A 17,059-nucleotide genomic window follows, 5' to 3' on the forward strand; every position below is an offset into this window, starting at 1 on the left:
TGGCACTCTGGTGGCGTGCACGTCGTACTGGCCGGGGAGCGGCTGCTCCCCGAGGGAGAGCCGCCCCGCCACGCCGGCGACCTGCCCGGCGCGGTGCGCGAGCTGGAGGCGGCGCGGCCCCGGTGGGTGTGGGCCGACACCCGCGACGCCTACCCGCCGCTGCTCGCCGCCGGGGTGCGGGTGAGCCGCTGCCACGACCTCGCGCTCACCGAGGGCCTGCTCCTCGCCTACGAGGGCCGCTACGGCGAGCCGCGCTCGGCCCGGGCGGCGCACGCCAGGCTCCACGGCCTGCCGGTCCCCGACGAGCCGCCCGACGATCCCGGCACGCTGTTCCCGCCCGAGCCGCTGCCCGCCGAGGCGGCGGCCGAGGTGCTGGCCGACCAGCTCGCCCGCATCGCCGCGCTGCCCGCTCCCGGCCGGTTCCGGCTGCTGGTGGCCGCCGAGTCCGCGGGCGCGCTCGCCGCCGCCGAGATGGCCCACGACGGCATGCCCTGGCGCCGTGACGTGCACGACGCCCTGCTCACCGAGATGCTCGGGCCGCGGCCGGTCCACGGCATGCGCCCGGCCAAGCTGCAGGCGCTGGCCGACCAGGTCTCGGCCGCGTTCGGCCGCCCGGTCAACCCCGACTCGGTGCGGCAGCTCGTCAAGGCGTTCAAGGACGCCGGGGTGGCGATCAAGTCCACCCGGTCGTGGGAGCTCAAGCGGATCGACCACCCGGCGGTCGAGCCGCTGCTCGCTTATAAGGAGCTGGCCCGGCTCCACAGCTTCCACGGCTGGGCGTGGGCCGACCAGTGGGTGCGCGGCGGGCGCTTCCGGCCCGAGTACGTGGTCGGCGGCGTGGTGTCCGGCCGCTGGGCGACCAGCGGCGGCGGCGCCCTGCAGATCCACAAGGTGATGCGCAAGGTGGTGGTGGCCGACGAGGGCTGGACGCTCGTCGTCGCCGACGCCGCCCAGCTGGAGCCGCGGGTGCTCGCCGCGATGGCGGGCGACGCCCGGCTGGCCGCCGCGGCGGGGGAGATCGACCTCTACTCGGCGCTGGCCGCCTCGTTCGGCGGGCAGCGCGACCACGCCAAGATCGCGATGCTCTCCGCGATGTACGGGGGCACCAGCGGCGACGCCGCCCGCCTCCTGCCGATCATGCGCCAGCGGTTCCCGAAGGCCTACCAGTTCGTCGAGGACGCGGCCAAGGCCGGCGAGGAGGGGCGGCTGGTGCGGTCCTGGCTCGGGCGCACCAGCCCGCCGCCGTCCGCGTCCTGGCGCGAGCTCGTCTCCGGGCCGGAGGGCGCCCGGGCGGCGCGCGACCGGGGCCGGTTCACCCGCAACTTCGTGGTCCAGGCCACCGCCGCCGAGTGGGCGCTGGCGCTCCTGGCCATCCTGCGCGGGCTGCTGCCCGGCCCGGCCAGGCTGGTGTTCTTCCAGCACGACGAGGTCATGGTGCACTGCCCGCTCGGCCTGGCCGAGCAGGTCGCGGAGGCGGTGCGCCAGGCCGCGGCGGAGGCCACCAGGCTGCTGTTCGGGGCCACCCCGGTGCGGTTCCCGATGGAGGCGGTCGCGGTCAGCTGCTACGCGGACGCGAAGTAGGGCCGGTCTGCCGGGCGGCCAGGGCCAGCCAGATCCCCGCCAGCGCCACCATCACGCCCACGCCCACACCCAGCACCCCGTACGACAGACCGCCCACGATCACGCCGGCCACGACCGTGCCGGACGCCCCGCAGACGTTCATGAGCAGGTCCGACAGGCCCTGCACGGCGGGCCGGCCCTCGATCTCCACCGACTCGCTGACCAGCGCGGAGCCCGCGACCAGCCCGCACGACCAGCCCAGGCCGAGCACGAACAGCGCCACCGTCACCTGCCACACCCGGTGGTCGGCGGTGGCCGCCAGCACGGCGGAGGCGAGCAGCAGGCCCATGCCGAGCAGCAGCACCGGCACCCGGCCCGCCCGGTCCGCCAGCCAGCCGACCACCGGCGACATCACGTACATGCCGGCGATGTGCAGGCTGATCACGATGCCGATCACGTCCAGGTCGGCGCCGTCGTGGTGGAGCTGGACCGGGGTCATCGACATGATCGACACCATCGCCGTGTGGCTGACGGCGATCATGATCAGGGCCTGGCGGGCCGCCGGCGTAGTGCGCAGGATCCGCCACGCGGTCCGGATCGTCCGGCTGCCCGCCTCCGTCGTGGGCTTCCTGCCGTCGTGCTCCCTGGCCAGCTTGAGCGGGTCGGGCCGCAGCCCGGCGAAGACGACCAGCAGCGCCAGCGCGAACGCCAGCGCCGCGAACGCGAACGGCCCGGCCTTGCCCGCCATCCCCGCGGCCAGGCCGATCCGGTCGGCGGGCTCGGCCAGGTTGGGCCCGGCCACCGAGCCGACGGTCGCCGCCCACACCACCAGCGACAGGTGCCGGGCGGCGTGGTTCTTCGGCGACAGGTCGGTGGCAGAGTAGCGCGCGGCCAGGTTGCCCGCGCTGCCGCCGCCCACCAGCACCAGCCCGGCCAGGAGAAGCTGCCAGGAGCCGAGGCCGATCGCGACGACCGAGACCACGCAGCCGAGCAGCGCCGCCAGGTACGCCAGCGACAGGCCGGTCCGCCTGCCGCCGCGGCCCGAGGCCTTGGCGGTCGGCAGCGCCAGCAGGGCCGCCCCGAGCACCGTCGCCGTGCCCGCGAACCCGCTGATCATGGTCGAGCCGGAGAGCTGGTCCACCACCACGGAGCTGAGCGCCAGCCCGACGGCGACCCCGACGCCGCCGAGGATCTGCGCGGCAGAGAGCACGGCCAAGGTCCTGCGCTGGACCGCCCGGAGGCGGGCGGCGGACGGCGAGGCGTCGGAGGTTGCGGGGGCGCTGGTCACCCGTGAAGTCTCGCATAACCCCAGAGATCGCCTCAAAAGGGATCTTTCTCGGGCTAGAGCACTGTGACCTGGTCGCCCTGCCTGATGACGCCCGTGCCGTCGGGGATCAGGTTGACCCCGAACCACACCTTGCCGTCCCACTTGCGGTGGCGGCTCAGGGTGCGGATCGGCTCCTTGCCCTTGACGTACGTGGCGGGATCGACGGTCGTCAGCACACAGCGGTCGCACCCCTTGACGACCCGGAACTCCACCGCGCCGATCCGCAGCCGCCGCCACCGGTCCTCGGCGAACGGCTCGTCCGCGCCCTCCACCACCACGCTCGGCCGGAACCTGCGCATCCGGAGCGGCCCCGGAAGCTCCTCGCCCCGCTCGGCCGCGGTCTCCGCGATCCAGTCGTCGAGCTGGGCGAGCGAGGCCGTCGAGGTCAGCAGCAGCGGGTAGCCGTCGGCCAGGCTCACCCGGTCGTCCGGCCGTCCGTAGGCGGGGTCGACCGGGCGGCGGGTCGGGTCGTCCAGCCAGGCCAGCCGCGCGGGGCGGCCGATCAGCGCCGACACCCACTTCGCCGCGTCCTCGCCGCAGTCGGTGACCTCCACCGGGGTGCCCCAGACGCTGATCTCGACCAGACTCGTGCCGGGGGTGACCAGGAGGGGGTCCGCGTGCGGGCCGGTGAGCTCGATCGTCCCGCCGGTCGGCCGGGCCGCGCAGGCGAGCATGATCGGGTGTTCACGCGCGGTGAGCGGCTCGCCGCGCTCGTCGACCACGATGTAGCGCCGGTCGCCGGCCAGCCCCCACGGCTCCACCTCGGCCTCGGCGACCTCGTGACCCGAGGTGGACTTGACCGGATAAAAGAAGATGCTCCCCAGCCGCATCCCCGAACGGTACAACAACGACCCCCGCCTCCGGCAGGGTCAGGTGTTACGGCGAGCGCCGTCTCCGCGCGGGGGCAGGGGGTGACCGAAGGCACGCCACCTCTGGGGGTCGGCGGTCGCCTGTCAGGTGGTCTGGCGGAAGGTGTCGAAGAAGACCTTGCGGGCGCGGGCCTGGTCGTCCCAGACCAGTTCCGGCATGTCGAAGGTGATCTTGAAGGCGGTCTGGTCGTCGATGGTGACGAACCGGGTGAGGGCGTGCATGGGCACCTCGTTCTCCGAGGCGTAGGTGTACTCCCAGTCGGTCGCCTTCCAGCCGCGGTAGTTGACGTTGCGGAGCTGGACCTGGATGTAGCCGTCCTTGCCGCCGTCCGCCTCCTCGCGGGTCAGCTCGGACAGGCCGCCGTCGGGCTGGGGCGCCACCTGGGAGACGACCACCTCGATGCCCGAGTCCTTCGGCCCGGTGATCTTGGTGAGGCCGTCCGACGTGCTCATCTTCCAGCCCTGGCGCAGCCCGACGCTGAACCCGGGCCCGGTCTCCTCGGTGTACCCGTCGAGCACGGGGGAGGCCTCGGCCTTGGGCGCGGGACTGTCGGTGGCCGCGAGCGGGCTGGCCGCGGGCGCCTCGGACCCCACCGACGAGAACAGCACCAGCACGGCCACCACGGCGGCCACCGCGCCCACCGCGGCGGCGATCAGCAGCGGCGTCGGCCGCCCGTCGCGCACCCACGCGTTGCCGGTCTCCTCGGGCCTGCGCCGGCTGGTGGCGGGCCTGGGGGCGGGCTTGGGGGCGGGCCGCTGCGGGCCGCCCGGCAGCTGGGCCAGGCGGCTGCGGCTGATGTCCTTGGACAGCTGGTGCGCCTGGTCGCGCAGGTCGTCGTCGGTGGCCAGCGGCCAGCGCGCGGAGACGCCCGCGCTCCGGCTGTCGCTGGTCAGCGGCAGGATGGGCGGCGCCGTCTGCTCGCCGGTGTCGCTGGACTGCCAGGGCCGGTCCCCGCTGGAGAAGGACGGGCCGCCCCCGGCTCCGGGCGCCCCAGGCATCGGATCCGGCGTGCTCTGCCCGGGCATCGAGTAAGGGCCGGACGTGCTCTGGCCGGGCATCGGGTAGGGCCCCGACGTGCTGTGGTCCGGTCTCGAATACGGTCCCGACGTGCCGTGGTCCTGTCCCGGGTACGGCCCCGACGTGCTCTGATCGGGCATCGGGTACGGGCCGGACGTGCTCTGGTCCGGCATCGGGTACGGCCCGGAGGTGCTGCCCGGACCGGAGTAGGCGCCCGGGGCCGGGTCCGACAGCGACCGCGAGGCCGACCCGCCCAGCCCCGGAAGGGACTGCGGGCCCGAGGAGAACGCGTCGAAAGCCGGGGGAGACTGGCCGCCGGTCGGCGCCGCGTACCCGCCGGACGTGCCGCCTTCGGATTCGTACGGGACGCGTACCGGACCTGAAGGCGTCTCCACGATCCGCGAGGGCAGCGGCCCGGACGGCGTGTCGAACGGCGGCAGCGCCCCGGAGGCCGCCGGATCGTCGATGGAGGGCAGCGGAGACGGAGCCTCCGGGGTGCGCGGCCGGGTCGAGCCGTGCGCCAGCAGCACCCGCTCCAGCAGGTCGGCCGCCTGGTCGGAGGTGAGCCGTTCGGCGGGGTTCTTGTGCAGCAGCCCCTCGATCACCGGCAGCAGCGCGCCCGCCCGCTGCGGCCTGGTCGGTTCCTGCGTCATCACCGCGCCGAGCACCGCGACCGCGTCCGGCCCCTCGTAGGGCGGCCGCCCCTCGACGGCGGCGTACAGCGTCGCGCCGAACGACCACAGGTCGGCCGCCGCCGAGATCGGCTGCCCCGACAGGCGCTCCGGCGGGATGTACGCGGGCGAGCCCATGAGCAGCCCGGTCTGGGTGATGGTGACGTCGCCTTCGATGGCGGCGATGCCGAAGTCGGTCAGCACGACGCGGTCGGAGGTGAGCAGCACGTTCCCCGGTTTGACGTCGCGGTGCAGGATGCCGGCCGCGTGCGCGTGCCGGAGCGCGTCGAGCACCCGGATGCCGATCTCGGCGGCCTGGATGACGGGCAGCGGGCCGCTCTGCCGCACCGCCTGCTCCAGCGACCAGGAGCGGACCAGCTCCATGACGATCCAGGGGCGGCCGTCCTCCTCGACCACGTCGTGCACGGTGACGATGCCCGGGTGCTGCAGCCGGGCCGCTGACCTGGCCTCGCGCAGCACCCGCCGGTGCGCGGCCTGCTTGCCCGCGTTGTCCAGCCCGAAGGGCAGCAGGAGCTCCTTGACGGCCACGTCCCGGTCGAGCAGGACGTCGTGGGCGTGCCACACCACGCCCATGCCGCCCCGGCCCACAGGAGACATCAGCCGGTAGCGCCTGCCGATGAGCTTGCCCTGGCTGTCTGGAGCACCGCCTTCAGCGCCGGGGCCGCTCAGCACGCGGTCGGCTGACATGTCCGCTCCCATCTCAAGCCTCGAACGTCACAAGTCGCGCCATAGGTTCACGTTATGGGATTCGCCACCATATAGGCAGGTGAACCGGGTGGGAACCGTGGTCCCACTTTTACCCAGGCCGACGTGCGGATCGGCTATGGATCGGAGGGGTCGGCCGCGTTCTCGGCCAGCGCCCGCAGCGCCGCCGTGAACGCCTCCACGGGCGGGCTCACGAGCCCCGCGCCGACCTGGCCGGTCCCCGCGACCTTCCCCGCGATCCCGGTGTTCACCACCGGCAGCAGCCCGGTACGGGCGACGAGTGTGACGTCGATCCCGGTGGGCGTGCCGCGGAAGCCGAGCCCCGGGATCTGGTAGGCCGGATGCTCCGCCAGCGTGATCTCGTACATCGACCGGGTGGCCGCCACCGCGTCGGCGACCTCGCCGCCCACGAACCGGACGATGGCCGGAGCGGCGGCCATCGCGAACCCGCCCAGCCCGGACGTCTCGGTGATCGTCGAGTCGCCGATGTCCGGGTTGGCGTCCTCCGGCCCGTACGCGCCCAGATACAGCCCGTCGGGCACCCCGGCCGGCCCGGTGAACCACCGCCCGCCCAGCCCCGACACCTGCACCCCGAAGTCCGTGCCGTTCCGCGCCATCGCCACGACCATGCTCGAACCCGGGATGTCCCGGGCCGCGTCGGTGCTCACCTTGGCCGCGGCCATGCCCGCGTTGAGGAAGAAGTGGTCGTTGCCCGCGATGAAGCGCAGCACCTCCGAGGCGCTGCCCGGGGCCGCGTCGGCGATGGCCGGGGCCAGCTCGCGCAGCATCAGCGAGGTCGCCGCCCGGTTGCGGTTGTGCAGCTCGTCGCCCATCTGCAGCGCCTGCGCGATCATGTTGCGCAGGTCGATCGGCCCGGCCAGCTCGATGGCCGCCGACAGCACCGGCCCGAGCACGGTGTCCATCCAGCGCAGCCGGTCGAGCACCTCGGCCCCGTACGCGCCGTACCGCAGCACCTTGCCCAGGCCCTCGTTGAGCGAGCAGTACGCGGTGCCGCCGTGTTCGAGGTCGCGCACCTCGTACAGCCACATCGACGGGCTGACGACGCCCGCCATCGGGCCGACGGCCGCGTGCTGGTGGCACGGCTCCAGCCGCACCTCGCCGCCCGCGAGCCGGGCCACCGCCTCCTCCTCGTCGTGCGCGTACCCCTCGAAGAGCATCGCGCCCACGAGCGCGCCGCGCATCGGCCCGGACGCCCGCTCCCACGTGATGGGCGGGCCGGCGTGCAGGAACGTGGGCTCCGCCTGGCGCAGCACCTCCGAGGCGCGCCGTACCCCGGTGAGGTGCGGGCGGGCGGAGGTGAGGCGGCGCACGGCCAGGTCGTTGGCGGCCTGCCTGCGCGGGTCGGCGAGCACTCTGGCCAGGTCGCCGGCGGTGCCCGCCAGGGGCGGGCGCCAGGTGACGCCGGTCACCGCGGCGGCCTGTTCGGCCAGCGCGTCGGCGAGCAGGCCCGCGCCGGCGGCGATGACGTGAGGCGGGCCGTCGAGCAGAGTCATGACTGGTTCCCCCGGTGGATCGAGGCGGCGTGCCGGGCGGCTCGCGCGTTGGAGGTGAACACGGCGGCGCCGGCGTCGCGCAGCGTCTCCGCCTGCCGGCGCAGGTCCTGGGGGTCGGCCTCGGTGCCGATCAGCGCGACCACCACGGTGGCGTGCCGGGCGGCGATCGCCGGGGCGAGCGCGGCGGCGGGGTCGGGGTCGGCCGCGTGGCCGAGCACCACGTCCAGGAGCACCACGGCGCCCGGCGGCGTCTCGCGCAGGGCCTCCAGGCGCAGCGTGGGATCGATCATCGGGTGGGCGCGCCCGCGGGTGTAGGCGTCGTCGCCGTAGTCGGTGAACTCCCCGGTCCCGGCGATCAGCGCGGCCTCCGAGCAGAGCGTCCCCCCGGAGTAGATCCCGACGAGCGGCCCTCGTACGCCGTCCGGGCGGGAACCGTCCCAGGAGAGCCAGTCCGGCACCGGGCGGCCGAGCGCGCGCAGCGCGTCCTCGGCGGCGGCGGTGAGGTCGGCGCCGGAGCCGAGCAGCGCCTCCACCACCGGCGTCCGCAGCGACTCCACCACCTTCCGCACCCGGCCCGCCACCTCGGGGTCCGGCGGCTTGGAGACCAGCACGATCAGTTCGGTGGCCGGGTCCTCGTCCAGCATGCGCAGCGCCCGCACCGTCGACAGGCCGCCGACCTCGGCCGACAGGTCCCTGCCGCCGACGCCCAGCACGTGGCTGACCCCCACCCCGGCCTGGTCCAGCAGGCAGCTCACCTGCTGGGCGCCGGTCCCGGAGGCGGCCACCAGCCCGACGGGCCCGGGACGGAGCACGTTGGCGAAGCCCAGCCCCACCCCGCCGACCACGGCCGTGCCGCAGTCGGGCCCCATGACGAGCACGCCGCGCTCGTCGGCGCGCTCCTTCAGCAGCCGCTCCCGCTCGGCGGGCATCCCGTCGCTGAAGATCATCACGGGCAGCCCGGACTCGATCGCGTCCATCGCCTCGGCGAAGGCGTGCTCGCCCGGCACCGACACCAGCGCCAGGTCGCCGCCGCGCCGGGCCGCGGACCGGGTGGTCAGCGGCGGCTGCTCGGTCTCCTGCCCCGGCCCCGCCGCGGAGAGCGCGGCCAGGTGGCGGTCCAGCTCCTGCGCCGCCGTGGCCGTGTCCGGCCCGCGCAGCGCGACCAGCAGATCGCCCGGGTCGGCCGCGGGCAGCTCGAAGCCCAGGTCGCGGGCGAGCCCCAGGTTGAGCTCGGTGGCCATGGCGACCACGGCCACCTCCGTGCCCGGCAGTTCCGACAGCGCCCTGCTCACCCGCATCAGCGTCACCGAGTCGTGGTAGACGCCCTTGCGGACGAAGACCGCGTCGCTCATTTCCGTCCTCCCAGCGCCCGTACCGTCTCAAGCCCGATCGCGATGCCCTGCGCCAGGTCGGCGCCCGAGGTGTGGCCCAGCCCGCGCAGCCGCCGCAGCGCCGCCTCCAGCGGCCGGCGCCCGGCCAGCCCGCGCAGCACCGCCAGCACCTCCGGGCAGGCCTCGCCGCGCGCCGCGCAGTGCAGCAGCGTGGCGGAGATGGGGGTGGTACGGGTGCGCGCGTCGAACGTCACGGCCGCCCCCAGCCACCCGGCGAGATCGACGGCCTTCTGACATCCGGTCGCCGCGCCCAGGTGGCGCAGCGTCACCAGCAGCCCGGCCAGCACGTCGTCGCCGCTGGGCGTGAGCCCGGGGCCGAGGCCGACCAGCTTCTCGGCCGCCGTCACCGCGCCCAGCAGCCATTCCGAGGCACAGCTCGTCGCCAGTAACTCGACCGCGTCGTTGCCGTCGAGGCCCGGCCTGCCCCGCCGGGCCAGCGCCGACGACGGCGGCAGCGCCGCGGGATCGACCGCGCCCAGCGGTGGCGAGGGATCCCACCAGCGGCGGGCGCGCAGGATCAGCCCGCCCACCTCGACCGTTCCGTCGCCGACGAACGCCTCGTCACCCATCGTCACGCGCGGCAGGGCCCCGGCGAGCAGCACCGAGTTCGGCAGCCGGGTGGCGAGCCCCGTCACGACGGCGATCACGGAGGGTTCCAGCTCGGTCCGGACCTCCAGGTAGATCCCCGCGGGGAACGCGGCGAGCACCCGGGCGGGCCGCCTCGAAGCCTCCAGGACCGGGCGGACCGCGGTGCTCGCGGCGCCCGTGACGTGTGTGCGTACCCGTCTCGCGTGAGTACCGACCGTCACCGGACCTCCCTACCGACCTTGGACCTGACCGTAGAACGGCGGCGCAACCCTCCGTACGGAGAAATTTGCCAACAGTCAGCGGGAAGACTGGGCTCTTCCTGACAGACGGCCCCGTCGGCCACAATCACTCCATGGAGCCCCCCGTCCGTCTCGCCAGTACAGGAACGATCATCCACGGTGTGTCCGTCGGAGAACTGCTGGGCGTGTCGACACTCGCGGAGGCCCGGCTGATCGCAGGAGAGAGCGGGCTGGGCCGCGTCGTGCAGCGCCTCAACGTCATGGAAGTCCCCGACATCCTGCCCTGGGTGAAGCCGCACGAGCTGCTGCTCACCACCGGCTACCCGCTGCGCAACACCCCGCAGTCGCTCGGCCGGCTGGTGGCCGACCTGGACGAGCGCGGGCTGGCCGCGCTCGCGATCAAGCTCGGCCGGTACGTCGACGAGCTGCCGCCGGAGATGGTCGAGCAGGCCGACCGGCTCGGCTTCCCGCTGATCCTGCTGCCGAACGACGTCGGCTTCGACGACATCCTCAACCAGGTGCTCACCGACATCCTCAACCGGCAGGCGGCCGTGCTCGTCCGCGCCGAGGAGGCACACCGCGCGCTGGTTCACGTGGTGCTGGCCGGCGGCGGGCTGGACGAGGTCACCGCGGAGGTGGCGGAGCTGCTGGACATATCGGTGGCCGCCGTGGACGGCCGCGGCCGGGTGCTGGCGTCCGCCGGGCGGCACGAGGCGGCGCTGCGCGACTCCGTCACCCGCGACCTCGCCCGCGAGGCGGCGACCGGCTCCGGCGCCCGCGCCTGGGTCTCGGTGCCGGTGATCGCGGGCGGTCACCACCACGGCCGGATCATCGCCTACAGCCCGGCCGGGGCGATCCGCGACAGCGACGTGAGCATCCTGGAACGGGCCGCCACCGTCGCCGCGCTCGCCGTCACCCGGCAGGAGGCGGTGAACGCGGTCGAGAGCAAGTACCGCGCCGACTTCCTGCGCGACGTGCTCACCGGCCGGGCCGGGTCGGGTGAGCGGGTGGTGGCCAGGGCGCGGGCGTTCGGCTGGGACCTGGAGCGGCCGGTGACCGTGCTGGTGGCCGAGCTCGACCCCGAGGCCGACGAGCGCACCGCCCAGGACCGGCTGGTCACCTGCTGGACGGCCGCGATGCGCCGGCACGACCCGCGCGGCGCCGTGGCGGGCTTCTCCCACGAGGTGGTGGCGGTGCTGGACGCCGCCGTGGACGCGGCCCGCGTCGCCAAGGACGCCGCCTCGGCCTTCGCGGACACGCCGCCCATAACGTTCTCCACCGGCACCTCCCGCCCCAGCAGCGGCCCCGAGACGCTGCCCGAGGCGTACTCCCAGGCGCTGAAGGCGGCCCGGGTGGGCCGCCAGTTGCACGGCCCCGGCGCGGTCGCCCACTTCGACCAGCTCGGCGTCTACCGGCTGCTGTCGCTGGTCAGCGACACCGCCGAGCTGCACGCGTTCGTCCGCGAGACGCTCGGCCCGCTGGCCGCCGACGACGACGCCGAGAACGCCGACCTGCGCCGCACGCTGCAGGTCCTGCTGGAGACGAACCTCAACGTGGCCGAGACCGCCCGGCGGCTCCACTTCCACTACAACACCCTGCGCTACCGCATAGGGAAGCTGGAGCGGATGCTGGGCAACTTCACCGACGACCCGCACCTGCGCCTCAACCTGACCCTGGCCCTGCACGTGCTGCGCATGCGCGGCATCTAGTCTTGGCAGGCGTGGACTTCGAACTGCGCTCCGACTACATCCCGCTCTGCGACCTGCTGAAGTACTGCGGGGTGACCGAGACCGGCGGCATGGCCAAAATGCTGATCGCCGAAGGAATGGTGCAGGTGGACGGCGAGGTGGAGCTGCGCAAGACGGCCAAGATCCGATCGGGTCAGCGGGTCAGCGGCGACGGCTTCACCATCCACGTCCACTGAACGATCACCGGGCCCCGTTGGCAGATGTGCGCAACGGGGACACTGGCCCGCCCGGCGAATTTGGCAGATCATGCCCGTGTACCAATACGCGCGCTCGCCTAATGTGCCCGCAAGCACGCGGCCCGGTGAAAAGGGGTTCACATGGCATTCGGGTGGACCAAACACGGCGATGGTAAGACTCTGGCTCCCGGTGAGGTGGTCAAACCCGACGAACGGCTGAGCTGGCCCCGCATGGTGGGCTTCGGCGCCCAGCATGTGGTCGCGATGTTCGGCGCGACGTTCGTCTTCCCCCTGGTGATGGGGCTCAGCCCGAACATGGCGATCATGATGTCCGGGGTCGCCACCATTCTCTTCCTATTGATCGTCAAGGGGAGGGTGCCCAGCTACCTGGGCACGAGCGCCTCCTTCGTGGGCGGCGTCCTGGCCATCAGGGCGCTGTTCGGCGGCGACAGCCCCGAGGCGAGCTCGATCGTGGTCGGCGCGATCCTGGTGGCCGGGTTCGTCCTGGCCCTGGTCGGCCTCGCGGTCCACTTCCTCGGCGTCCAGATACTCAACAAGATCTTCCCGCCGCCGGTCACCGGCGCGGTGGTCATGCTCATCGGATTCGGGCTCGCGTACGTGGTCGCGGACGTCTACTGGCCGCAGGACCAGTGGATGGCCCTGATCACGATGCTGATCACGTTCGTCGTGGTGGTGGCGTTCAAGGGCTTCATCGGCCGGATCGCCATCCTCGTCGGGCTCGTCGCCGGCTACCTGCTCTCGTGGGGCGCCGACCGGATCTTCGGCATGGTGCCCGCCTACGACGACGGGGCCACGCAGATCGCCGCCCACTTCCGGGTCGACCTCAGCGGGGTGGCGGACGCGGCCTGGATCGGCCTGCCGCCCGTCACCTGGCCCAGTTTCGAGACCTCGGCCGTACTGCTGGTCCTGCCCGCCGTCATCGCGCTCGTCGCGGAGAACATCGGCCACGTCAAGGCCGTCGGCGAGATGACCGGCGAGGACCTCGACCCGTACATGGGCCGGGCCGTCGCCGCCGACGGCCTCGCCACCGTGGTCGCCAGCTCGGTCGGCGGCTCGCCCACCACCACCTACGCCGAGAACATCGGCGTCATGGCGGCCACCAAGGTCTACTCCACCGCCGCCTACTACATCGCCGGCGTCATCGCGATCCTCTTCGGCCTGATGCCGAAGTTCGGCGCGCTGGTCTCGGCCACGCCGTCCGGCGTGCTGGGCGGGATCACGGTCATCCTGTACGGCATGATCGGGCTCCTCGGCGCCAAGATCTGGATCGAGAACCGGGTGGACTTCGCCGACCCGGTGAACATGGTCCCGATCGGCGCGGGCATCATCCTGGCCATCGGACCGGTGAAGCACGTGATCACGAGCGACTTCAGGCTTGAGGGCATCGCGCTCGGCACCATCGTGGTGGTGGGCGGCTGGCACCTGCTCCGGGCCATCGCCCGGCGCTCCCCCCAGACCGTCGGGAGCGAGGCCGGGTGAAGCCGCCGCCGTTCGAGTACCACGCCCCCCGCGACCTCGGCGAGGCGCTGGAGATCCTGGCCGAGGCGGGGGAGCGCGGCAAGGTGCTCGCCGGCGGGCAGAGCCTCATCCCGATGCTCAACATGCGGATCGCCGCGCCGGACCACATCGTCGACATCAACCGCCTGCCCGGCCTCGGCACGGTCGGCACCGGCCCCGGCGGGGTCACGGTGGGCGCGCTGGCCCGGCACGCCGACGTGGAGCGGGCCGACCCGCACCCGCTCCTCGCCCAGGCGCTCCGGCTGGTCGCCCACCCGGTGATCCGCAACCGGGGCACCGTGGTGGGCAGCCTCGTGCACGCCGACCCGGCCGCCGAGCTGCCCGCCGTCCTGTCCGTACTCGGCGGCTCGGTCCGCCTGGCCCGCCGCGCGGACGGCGGGTCGGGGACGGCGACCAGGGACGTGCCCGCGGACGCGTTCTTCACCGGCCCGATGGAGTCGGCGGCAGAGCCGGGAGAGCTGGCCGTCTCGGCGTTCTTCCCGGAGCTGCCGCCGCGCACCGGCACCGCCTTCCGCGAGGTGGCCCGGCGGCACGGCGACTACGCGCTGGCCGGGGTCTGCGCCGTGGTGACGCTCGACGACGACCTGTGCGTCAGCGCCGCCAAGGTCGGCTGCATCGGCGTCGGCCCGGTCCCGGTCGTGGTCGACGTGACCGAGGCCTGCGCCCACCGGCCCGCCGCGACCGTCCCCTGGCCGGACGCCGCCGGGGCCGTACGGGAACGCGCCGAACCGGACGGAGACGTGCACGCCTCGGCCGCCTACCGGCTCCACCTGGTCGGGGTGCTGGCCGAGCAGGCGCTCAAGGACGCGGCCAGGGAGGCGGCTGGATGAATTCGGAGCACGAGATCACCCTCAACGTGAACGGCACCACGCGCCGGGCGCGGGTGCCGGGCAGGCGGCTGCTCTCCGACTGCCTGCGCCAGGACCTCGGCCTGACCGGCACCCACGTCGGCTGCGAGCACGGCGTGTGCGGCTGCTGCACGGTGCTGCTCGACGGCCGGCCGGTGCGCTCCTGCCTGATGCTGGCCGTCACCGCCGACGGGCACGAGATCACCACCGTGGAAGGGCTGGCCGGGCCGGACGGCATGTCGCCCGTACAGCGGGCGTTCGCCGAGTGCCACGCCCTGCAGTGCGGCTTCTGCACGCCCGGCTTCCTCTGTACGGTGACCGCGCTGCTGGAGGAGAACCCGGCGCCCACCGACGAGGAGGTGCTGGAGGGCATCTCCGGCAACCTGTGCCGCTGCACGGGTTATCAGAACATCGTCAAGGCCGTGCACCGCGCGGCCGAACTGAAGGCCGAGGAGTCATGACCACCAGGCTGTTCGGTGAGCCGGTGCAGCGCCGCGAGGATCCCAGGCTGCTCACCGGGCAGGGCCGTTACGTCGACGACCTGGGTTCCGACGCGCTTGCAGCCGCGTTCGTGCGCTCCCCGCACGCGCACGCCCGCATCCGCGACATCGACGTCAGCGCCGCGCTCGACGTGGACGGCCTCATCGCCATCTACACGTACGAGGACCTGCCCGAGCGGGTCGGCCGGCCGCTGCCGCTGCTCATCCCGCACCCGGCGCTCACCCACGGCCGCACCGCCTACCCGCTCGCCAAGGACGTCGTCCGGCACGTCGGCGAGCCGGTCGTCATGGTCGTGGCCACCGACCGCTACCTCGCCGAGGACGCCTGCGCGCTCATCGAGGTCGAGTACGAGCCGCTCAAGCCGGTCGTCGGCGTCGAGGACGCGGTGCAGGGCGGCCACCTCGTGCACGAGGACGTGCCCGGCAACGTCGGCGCCCACCTCGTCCAGGAGGTGCCCTCCACGGCCGGGCTGAGCGCCGGGGAGGCCATCGACGCCGCCCCGCACACCCTGACGTTCCGGCTCGACATCGAGCGCAGCGCCAGCATGCCGCTCGAAGGCCGCGGCGTCTACGCCCGCTGGGACGGCTCCGACCTGCGCGTCTACTCCAGCACCCAGACCTCCACCAGCGTCCGCATGGCCATCGCCGCCGCGCTCGACCTGCCCCTGACCAACGTCGAGGTGATCGCGCCCGACGTCGGCGGCGGCTTCGGCGTCAAGATCATGCACCCGTGGCCGGAGGAGATCCTGGTGCCGTGGGCCGCCAGGCTCCTCGGCCGGGAGATCAAGTGGACCGAGGACCGGCGCGAGCACTTCATCGCCTCCGCCCACGAGCGCGGCCAGGTGCAGCACGTGCGGGTCGGCTTCGACGACGACGGCCGGGTGCTCGGCCTGGACGTGCGCATCCTGCACGACCACGGCGCCTACACCCCGTACGGGATCATCGTGCCGATCATCACCTCCACCCAGCTGCTCGGGCCGTACAAGCTCGGCGCCTACCGCGTGGAGTTCAGCTCCGTCTACACCAACACCGTGCAGGTCACCCCGTACCGGGGCGCGGGCCGCCCGCAGGGCGTGTTCTGCATGGAGCGGACGATGGACAAGATCGCCCGCTACCTGGGCAAGGACCGCACCGAAGTGCGCGCCGCCAACTTCATCCAGCCCGACGAGTTCCCGTACGACCAGCGGATGACCTTCCAGGACGGGCGGCCGCTCATCTACGACAGCGGCGACTACCCCGAGATGCTCCGCATGGTCAAGGAACTGATCGGCTGGGACGACTTCGAACCCGCGCCCAACCGCGGCATCGGCATCGGCTGCTACGTCGAGGGCACCGGCGTCGGCCCCTACGAGGGCGGGCACGTGCAGATCACCTCCGACGGGCGGGTGCACGTCTCCACCGGGCTCACCTCCCAGGGCCAGGGCCACCAGACCGTGTTCGCCCAGATCGCCGCCACCGAACTGGGCGTGCCCATCGAACGGGTCTCCGTCGTCACCGGCGACACCCGCAGGTTCGGGTACGCGGTCGGCACCTTCGCCTCCCGGGCCGCGGTCATGAGCGGCAACGCCATCGCCCTCGCCTGCCGCAAGGTGCGCGAGAAGGCGCTGCGCATCGCCGCCGACGCCCTGGAGGCCAACCCCGACGACCTGGAGATCACCGACGGCGTCGTGCACGTGGTCGGCGACCCCTCCTCGGCCGTCCCGCTCTCCACGGTGGCGGTGCTGGCCAACCCCCTGCGGTACGCCTTCGACGACGAGGCCGCCAAGGCCACCCAGTTCTCCGGCGCCTCCTCACCGGACCGGCCGCCGGTCGCCGAGGGCGACGAGCCCGGGCTGGAGGGCCGCGACTACTACTCGCCGATCCGCTCCACCTTCGCCTCCGGCATGCACGCCGCCATCGTCGAGACCGACCCCGTCACCGCCGAGATCAAGGTGGTCAAGTACGCGGTCGTGCACGACTGCGGCAAGCTGATCAACCCGATGATCGTCGAGGGGCAGATCCACGGCGGGGTCGCCCAGGGCATCGGCGGCGCCCTCTACGAACGGATGGCGTACGACACGCACGGGCAGCTCGTCAACGCCTCCTTCATGGACTTCCTCATGCCCTACGCCACGGAGGTCCCGCACGTCGAAACCGCCCACCTCGAAACCCCCTCCCCGCTCAACCCCCTGGGCATCAAGGGCGCGGGCGAGGCGGGCGTCATCCCGGTGTCGGCGGTCATCGCCTCCGCCATCGAGGACGCCGAAGGCATCGACATCGACCGCATGCCCATCTCCCCCTCGGAGCTGTTCGACCTGCGCGGCTGACCGGCCTCGCCGCGGGCATGCGGCCCGCGCGCCTGATCG

At 73.5% G+C, this 17,059-nt stretch carries 13 protein-coding genes; 7 read left to right on the forward strand and 6 right to left on the reverse strand.

The features are described 5' to 3' along the window. Positions 1 to 15: 15 nt before the first annotated feature. Positions 16 to 1,581 (forward strand): bifunctional 3'-5' exonuclease/DNA polymerase, encoded by a 1,566-nt coding sequence (locus AB0J42_RS06165; RefSeq protein ID WP_364289452.1) that lies wholly within the window; start codon positions 16 to 18, stop codon positions 1,579 to 1,581. Here AB0J42_RS06165 and AB0J42_RS06170 read toward each other — a convergent pair. The 6 genes from AB0J42_RS06170 to AB0J42_RS06195 all read right to left on the reverse strand — a co-directional run bounded on the left by AB0J42_RS06170 (position 1,556) and on the right by AB0J42_RS06195 (position 9,885). Then, positions 1,556 to 2,848, reverse strand: coding sequence for an MFS transporter (locus AB0J42_RS06170; RefSeq protein WP_364289454.1), 1,293 nt, complete (start codon positions 2,846 to 2,848; stop codon positions 1,556 to 1,558). The genes AB0J42_RS06165 and AB0J42_RS06170 overlap by 26 nt on opposite strands. Positions 2,849 to 2,901: 53 nt before the next feature. After that, complete coding sequence (locus AB0J42_RS06175; RefSeq protein WP_364289456.1) at positions 2,902 to 3,717, reverse strand: MOSC N-terminal beta barrel domain-containing protein; 816 nt, start codon at positions 3,715 to 3,717, stop codon at positions 2,902 to 2,904. A 123-nt stretch (positions 3,718 to 3,840) separates the two neighbouring features. After that, on the reverse strand, positions 3,841 to 6,153 hold the full coding sequence (locus tag AB0J42_RS06180; protein WP_364289458.1) for a protein kinase: 2,313 nt from the start codon (positions 6,151 to 6,153) through the stop codon (positions 3,841 to 3,843). Between the two features lie 134 nt (positions 6,154 to 6,287). Continuing rightward, positions 6,288 to 7,685 (reverse strand): DUF1116 domain-containing protein, encoded by a 1,398-nt coding sequence (locus AB0J42_RS06185; RefSeq protein ID WP_364289460.1) that lies wholly within the window; start codon positions 7,683 to 7,685, stop codon positions 6,288 to 6,290. After that, the gene (locus AB0J42_RS06190; protein ID WP_364289462.1) at positions 7,682 to 9,037 is read right to left on the reverse strand and encodes an FdrA family protein; all 1,356 of its coding nucleotides are present in this window, start codon (positions 9,035 to 9,037) and stop codon (positions 7,682 to 7,684) included. The genes AB0J42_RS06185 and AB0J42_RS06190 overlap by 4 nt, the downstream gene beginning before the upstream one ends. Beyond that, positions 9,034 to 9,885 (reverse strand): DUF2877 domain-containing protein, encoded by an 852-nt coding sequence (locus AB0J42_RS06195; RefSeq protein WP_364289464.1) that lies wholly within the window; start codon positions 9,883 to 9,885, stop codon positions 9,034 to 9,036. Before AB0J42_RS06195 ends, AB0J42_RS06190 begins: the two co-directional genes overlap by 4 nt. A gap of 131 nt (positions 9,886 to 10,016) precedes the next feature. Between AB0J42_RS06195 and AB0J42_RS06200 the strand changes: the two genes are divergently transcribed. From AB0J42_RS06200 to cutA, 6 genes are all read left to right on the forward strand, one after another. Continuing rightward, positions 10,017 to 11,612: a PucR family transcriptional regulator ligand-binding domain-containing protein gene (locus AB0J42_RS06200; RefSeq protein WP_364289466.1), complete on the forward strand. Its 1,596-nt coding sequence runs from the start codon at positions 10,017 to 10,019 to the stop codon at positions 11,610 to 11,612. An 11-nt stretch (positions 11,613 to 11,623) separates the two neighbouring features. Further along, entirely contained in the window at positions 11,624 to 11,827 is a 204-nt protein-coding gene (locus AB0J42_RS06205) for an RNA-binding S4 domain-containing protein (protein ID WP_364289468.1), read from the forward strand. Between the two features lie 141 nt (positions 11,828 to 11,968). Beyond that, on the forward strand, positions 11,969 to 13,327 hold the full coding sequence (locus tag AB0J42_RS06210) for a solute carrier family 23 protein (protein ID WP_364289470.1): 1,359 nt from the start codon (positions 11,969 to 11,971) through the stop codon (positions 13,325 to 13,327). Next, positions 13,324 to 14,196, forward strand: coding sequence for an FAD binding domain-containing protein (locus tag AB0J42_RS06215; RefSeq protein ID WP_364289472.1), 873 nt, complete (start codon positions 13,324 to 13,326; stop codon positions 14,194 to 14,196). Before AB0J42_RS06210 ends, AB0J42_RS06215 begins: the two co-directional genes overlap by 4 nt. Next, positions 14,193 to 14,675, forward strand: a complete 483-nt coding sequence (locus AB0J42_RS06220) for a (2Fe-2S)-binding protein (protein ID WP_364289474.1) — start codon at positions 14,193 to 14,195, stop codon at positions 14,673 to 14,675. The genes AB0J42_RS06215 and AB0J42_RS06220 overlap by 4 nt, the downstream gene beginning before the upstream one ends. Next, complete coding sequence (cutA, locus tag AB0J42_RS06225) at positions 14,672 to 17,020, forward strand: aerobic carbon-monoxide dehydrogenase large subunit (protein ID WP_364289476.1); 2,349 nt, start codon at positions 14,672 to 14,674, stop codon at positions 17,018 to 17,020. Before AB0J42_RS06220 ends, cutA begins: the two co-directional genes overlap by 4 nt. Positions 17,021 to 17,059: the final 39 nt, after the last annotated feature.

Origin of the sequence: Nonomuraea sp. NPDC049649 (assembly GCF_040675175.1) — a bacterium.
GTDB lineage: Bacteria > Actinomycetota > Actinomycetes > Streptosporangiales > Streptosporangiaceae > Nonomuraea.

Bases quoted from the DNA above. Each gene is read 5' to 3' on its own strand.
- AB0J42_RS06175 (WP_364289456.1), bottom strand. From the start codon at position 3,717: ATGCGGCTGGGGAGCATCTTCTTTTATCCGGTCAAGTCCACCTCGGGT.
- AB0J42_RS06180 (WP_364289458.1), bottom strand. From the start codon at position 6,153: ATGTCAGCCGACCGCGTGCTGAGCGGCCCCGGCGCTGAAGGCGGTGCT.
- AB0J42_RS06185 (WP_364289460.1), bottom strand. From the start codon at position 7,685: ATGACTCTGCTCGACGGCCCGCCTCACGTCATCGCCGCCGGCGCGGGC.
- AB0J42_RS06190 (WP_364289462.1), bottom strand. From the start codon at position 9,037: ATGAGCGACGCGGTCTTCGTCCGCAAGGGCGTCTACCACGACTCGGTG.
- AB0J42_RS06200 (WP_364289466.1), top strand. From the start codon at position 10,017: ATGGAGCCCCCCGTCCGTCTCGCCAGTACAGGAACGATCATCCACGGT.
- AB0J42_RS06210 (WP_364289470.1), top strand. From the start codon at position 11,969: ATGGCATTCGGGTGGACCAAACACGGCGATGGTAAGACTCTGGCTCCC.
- AB0J42_RS06220 (WP_364289474.1), top strand. From the start codon at position 14,193: ATGAATTCGGAGCACGAGATCACCCTCAACGTGAACGGCACCACGCGC.
- cutA (WP_364289476.1), top strand. From the start codon at position 14,672: ATGACCACCAGGCTGTTCGGTGAGCCGGTGCAGCGCCGCGAGGATCCC.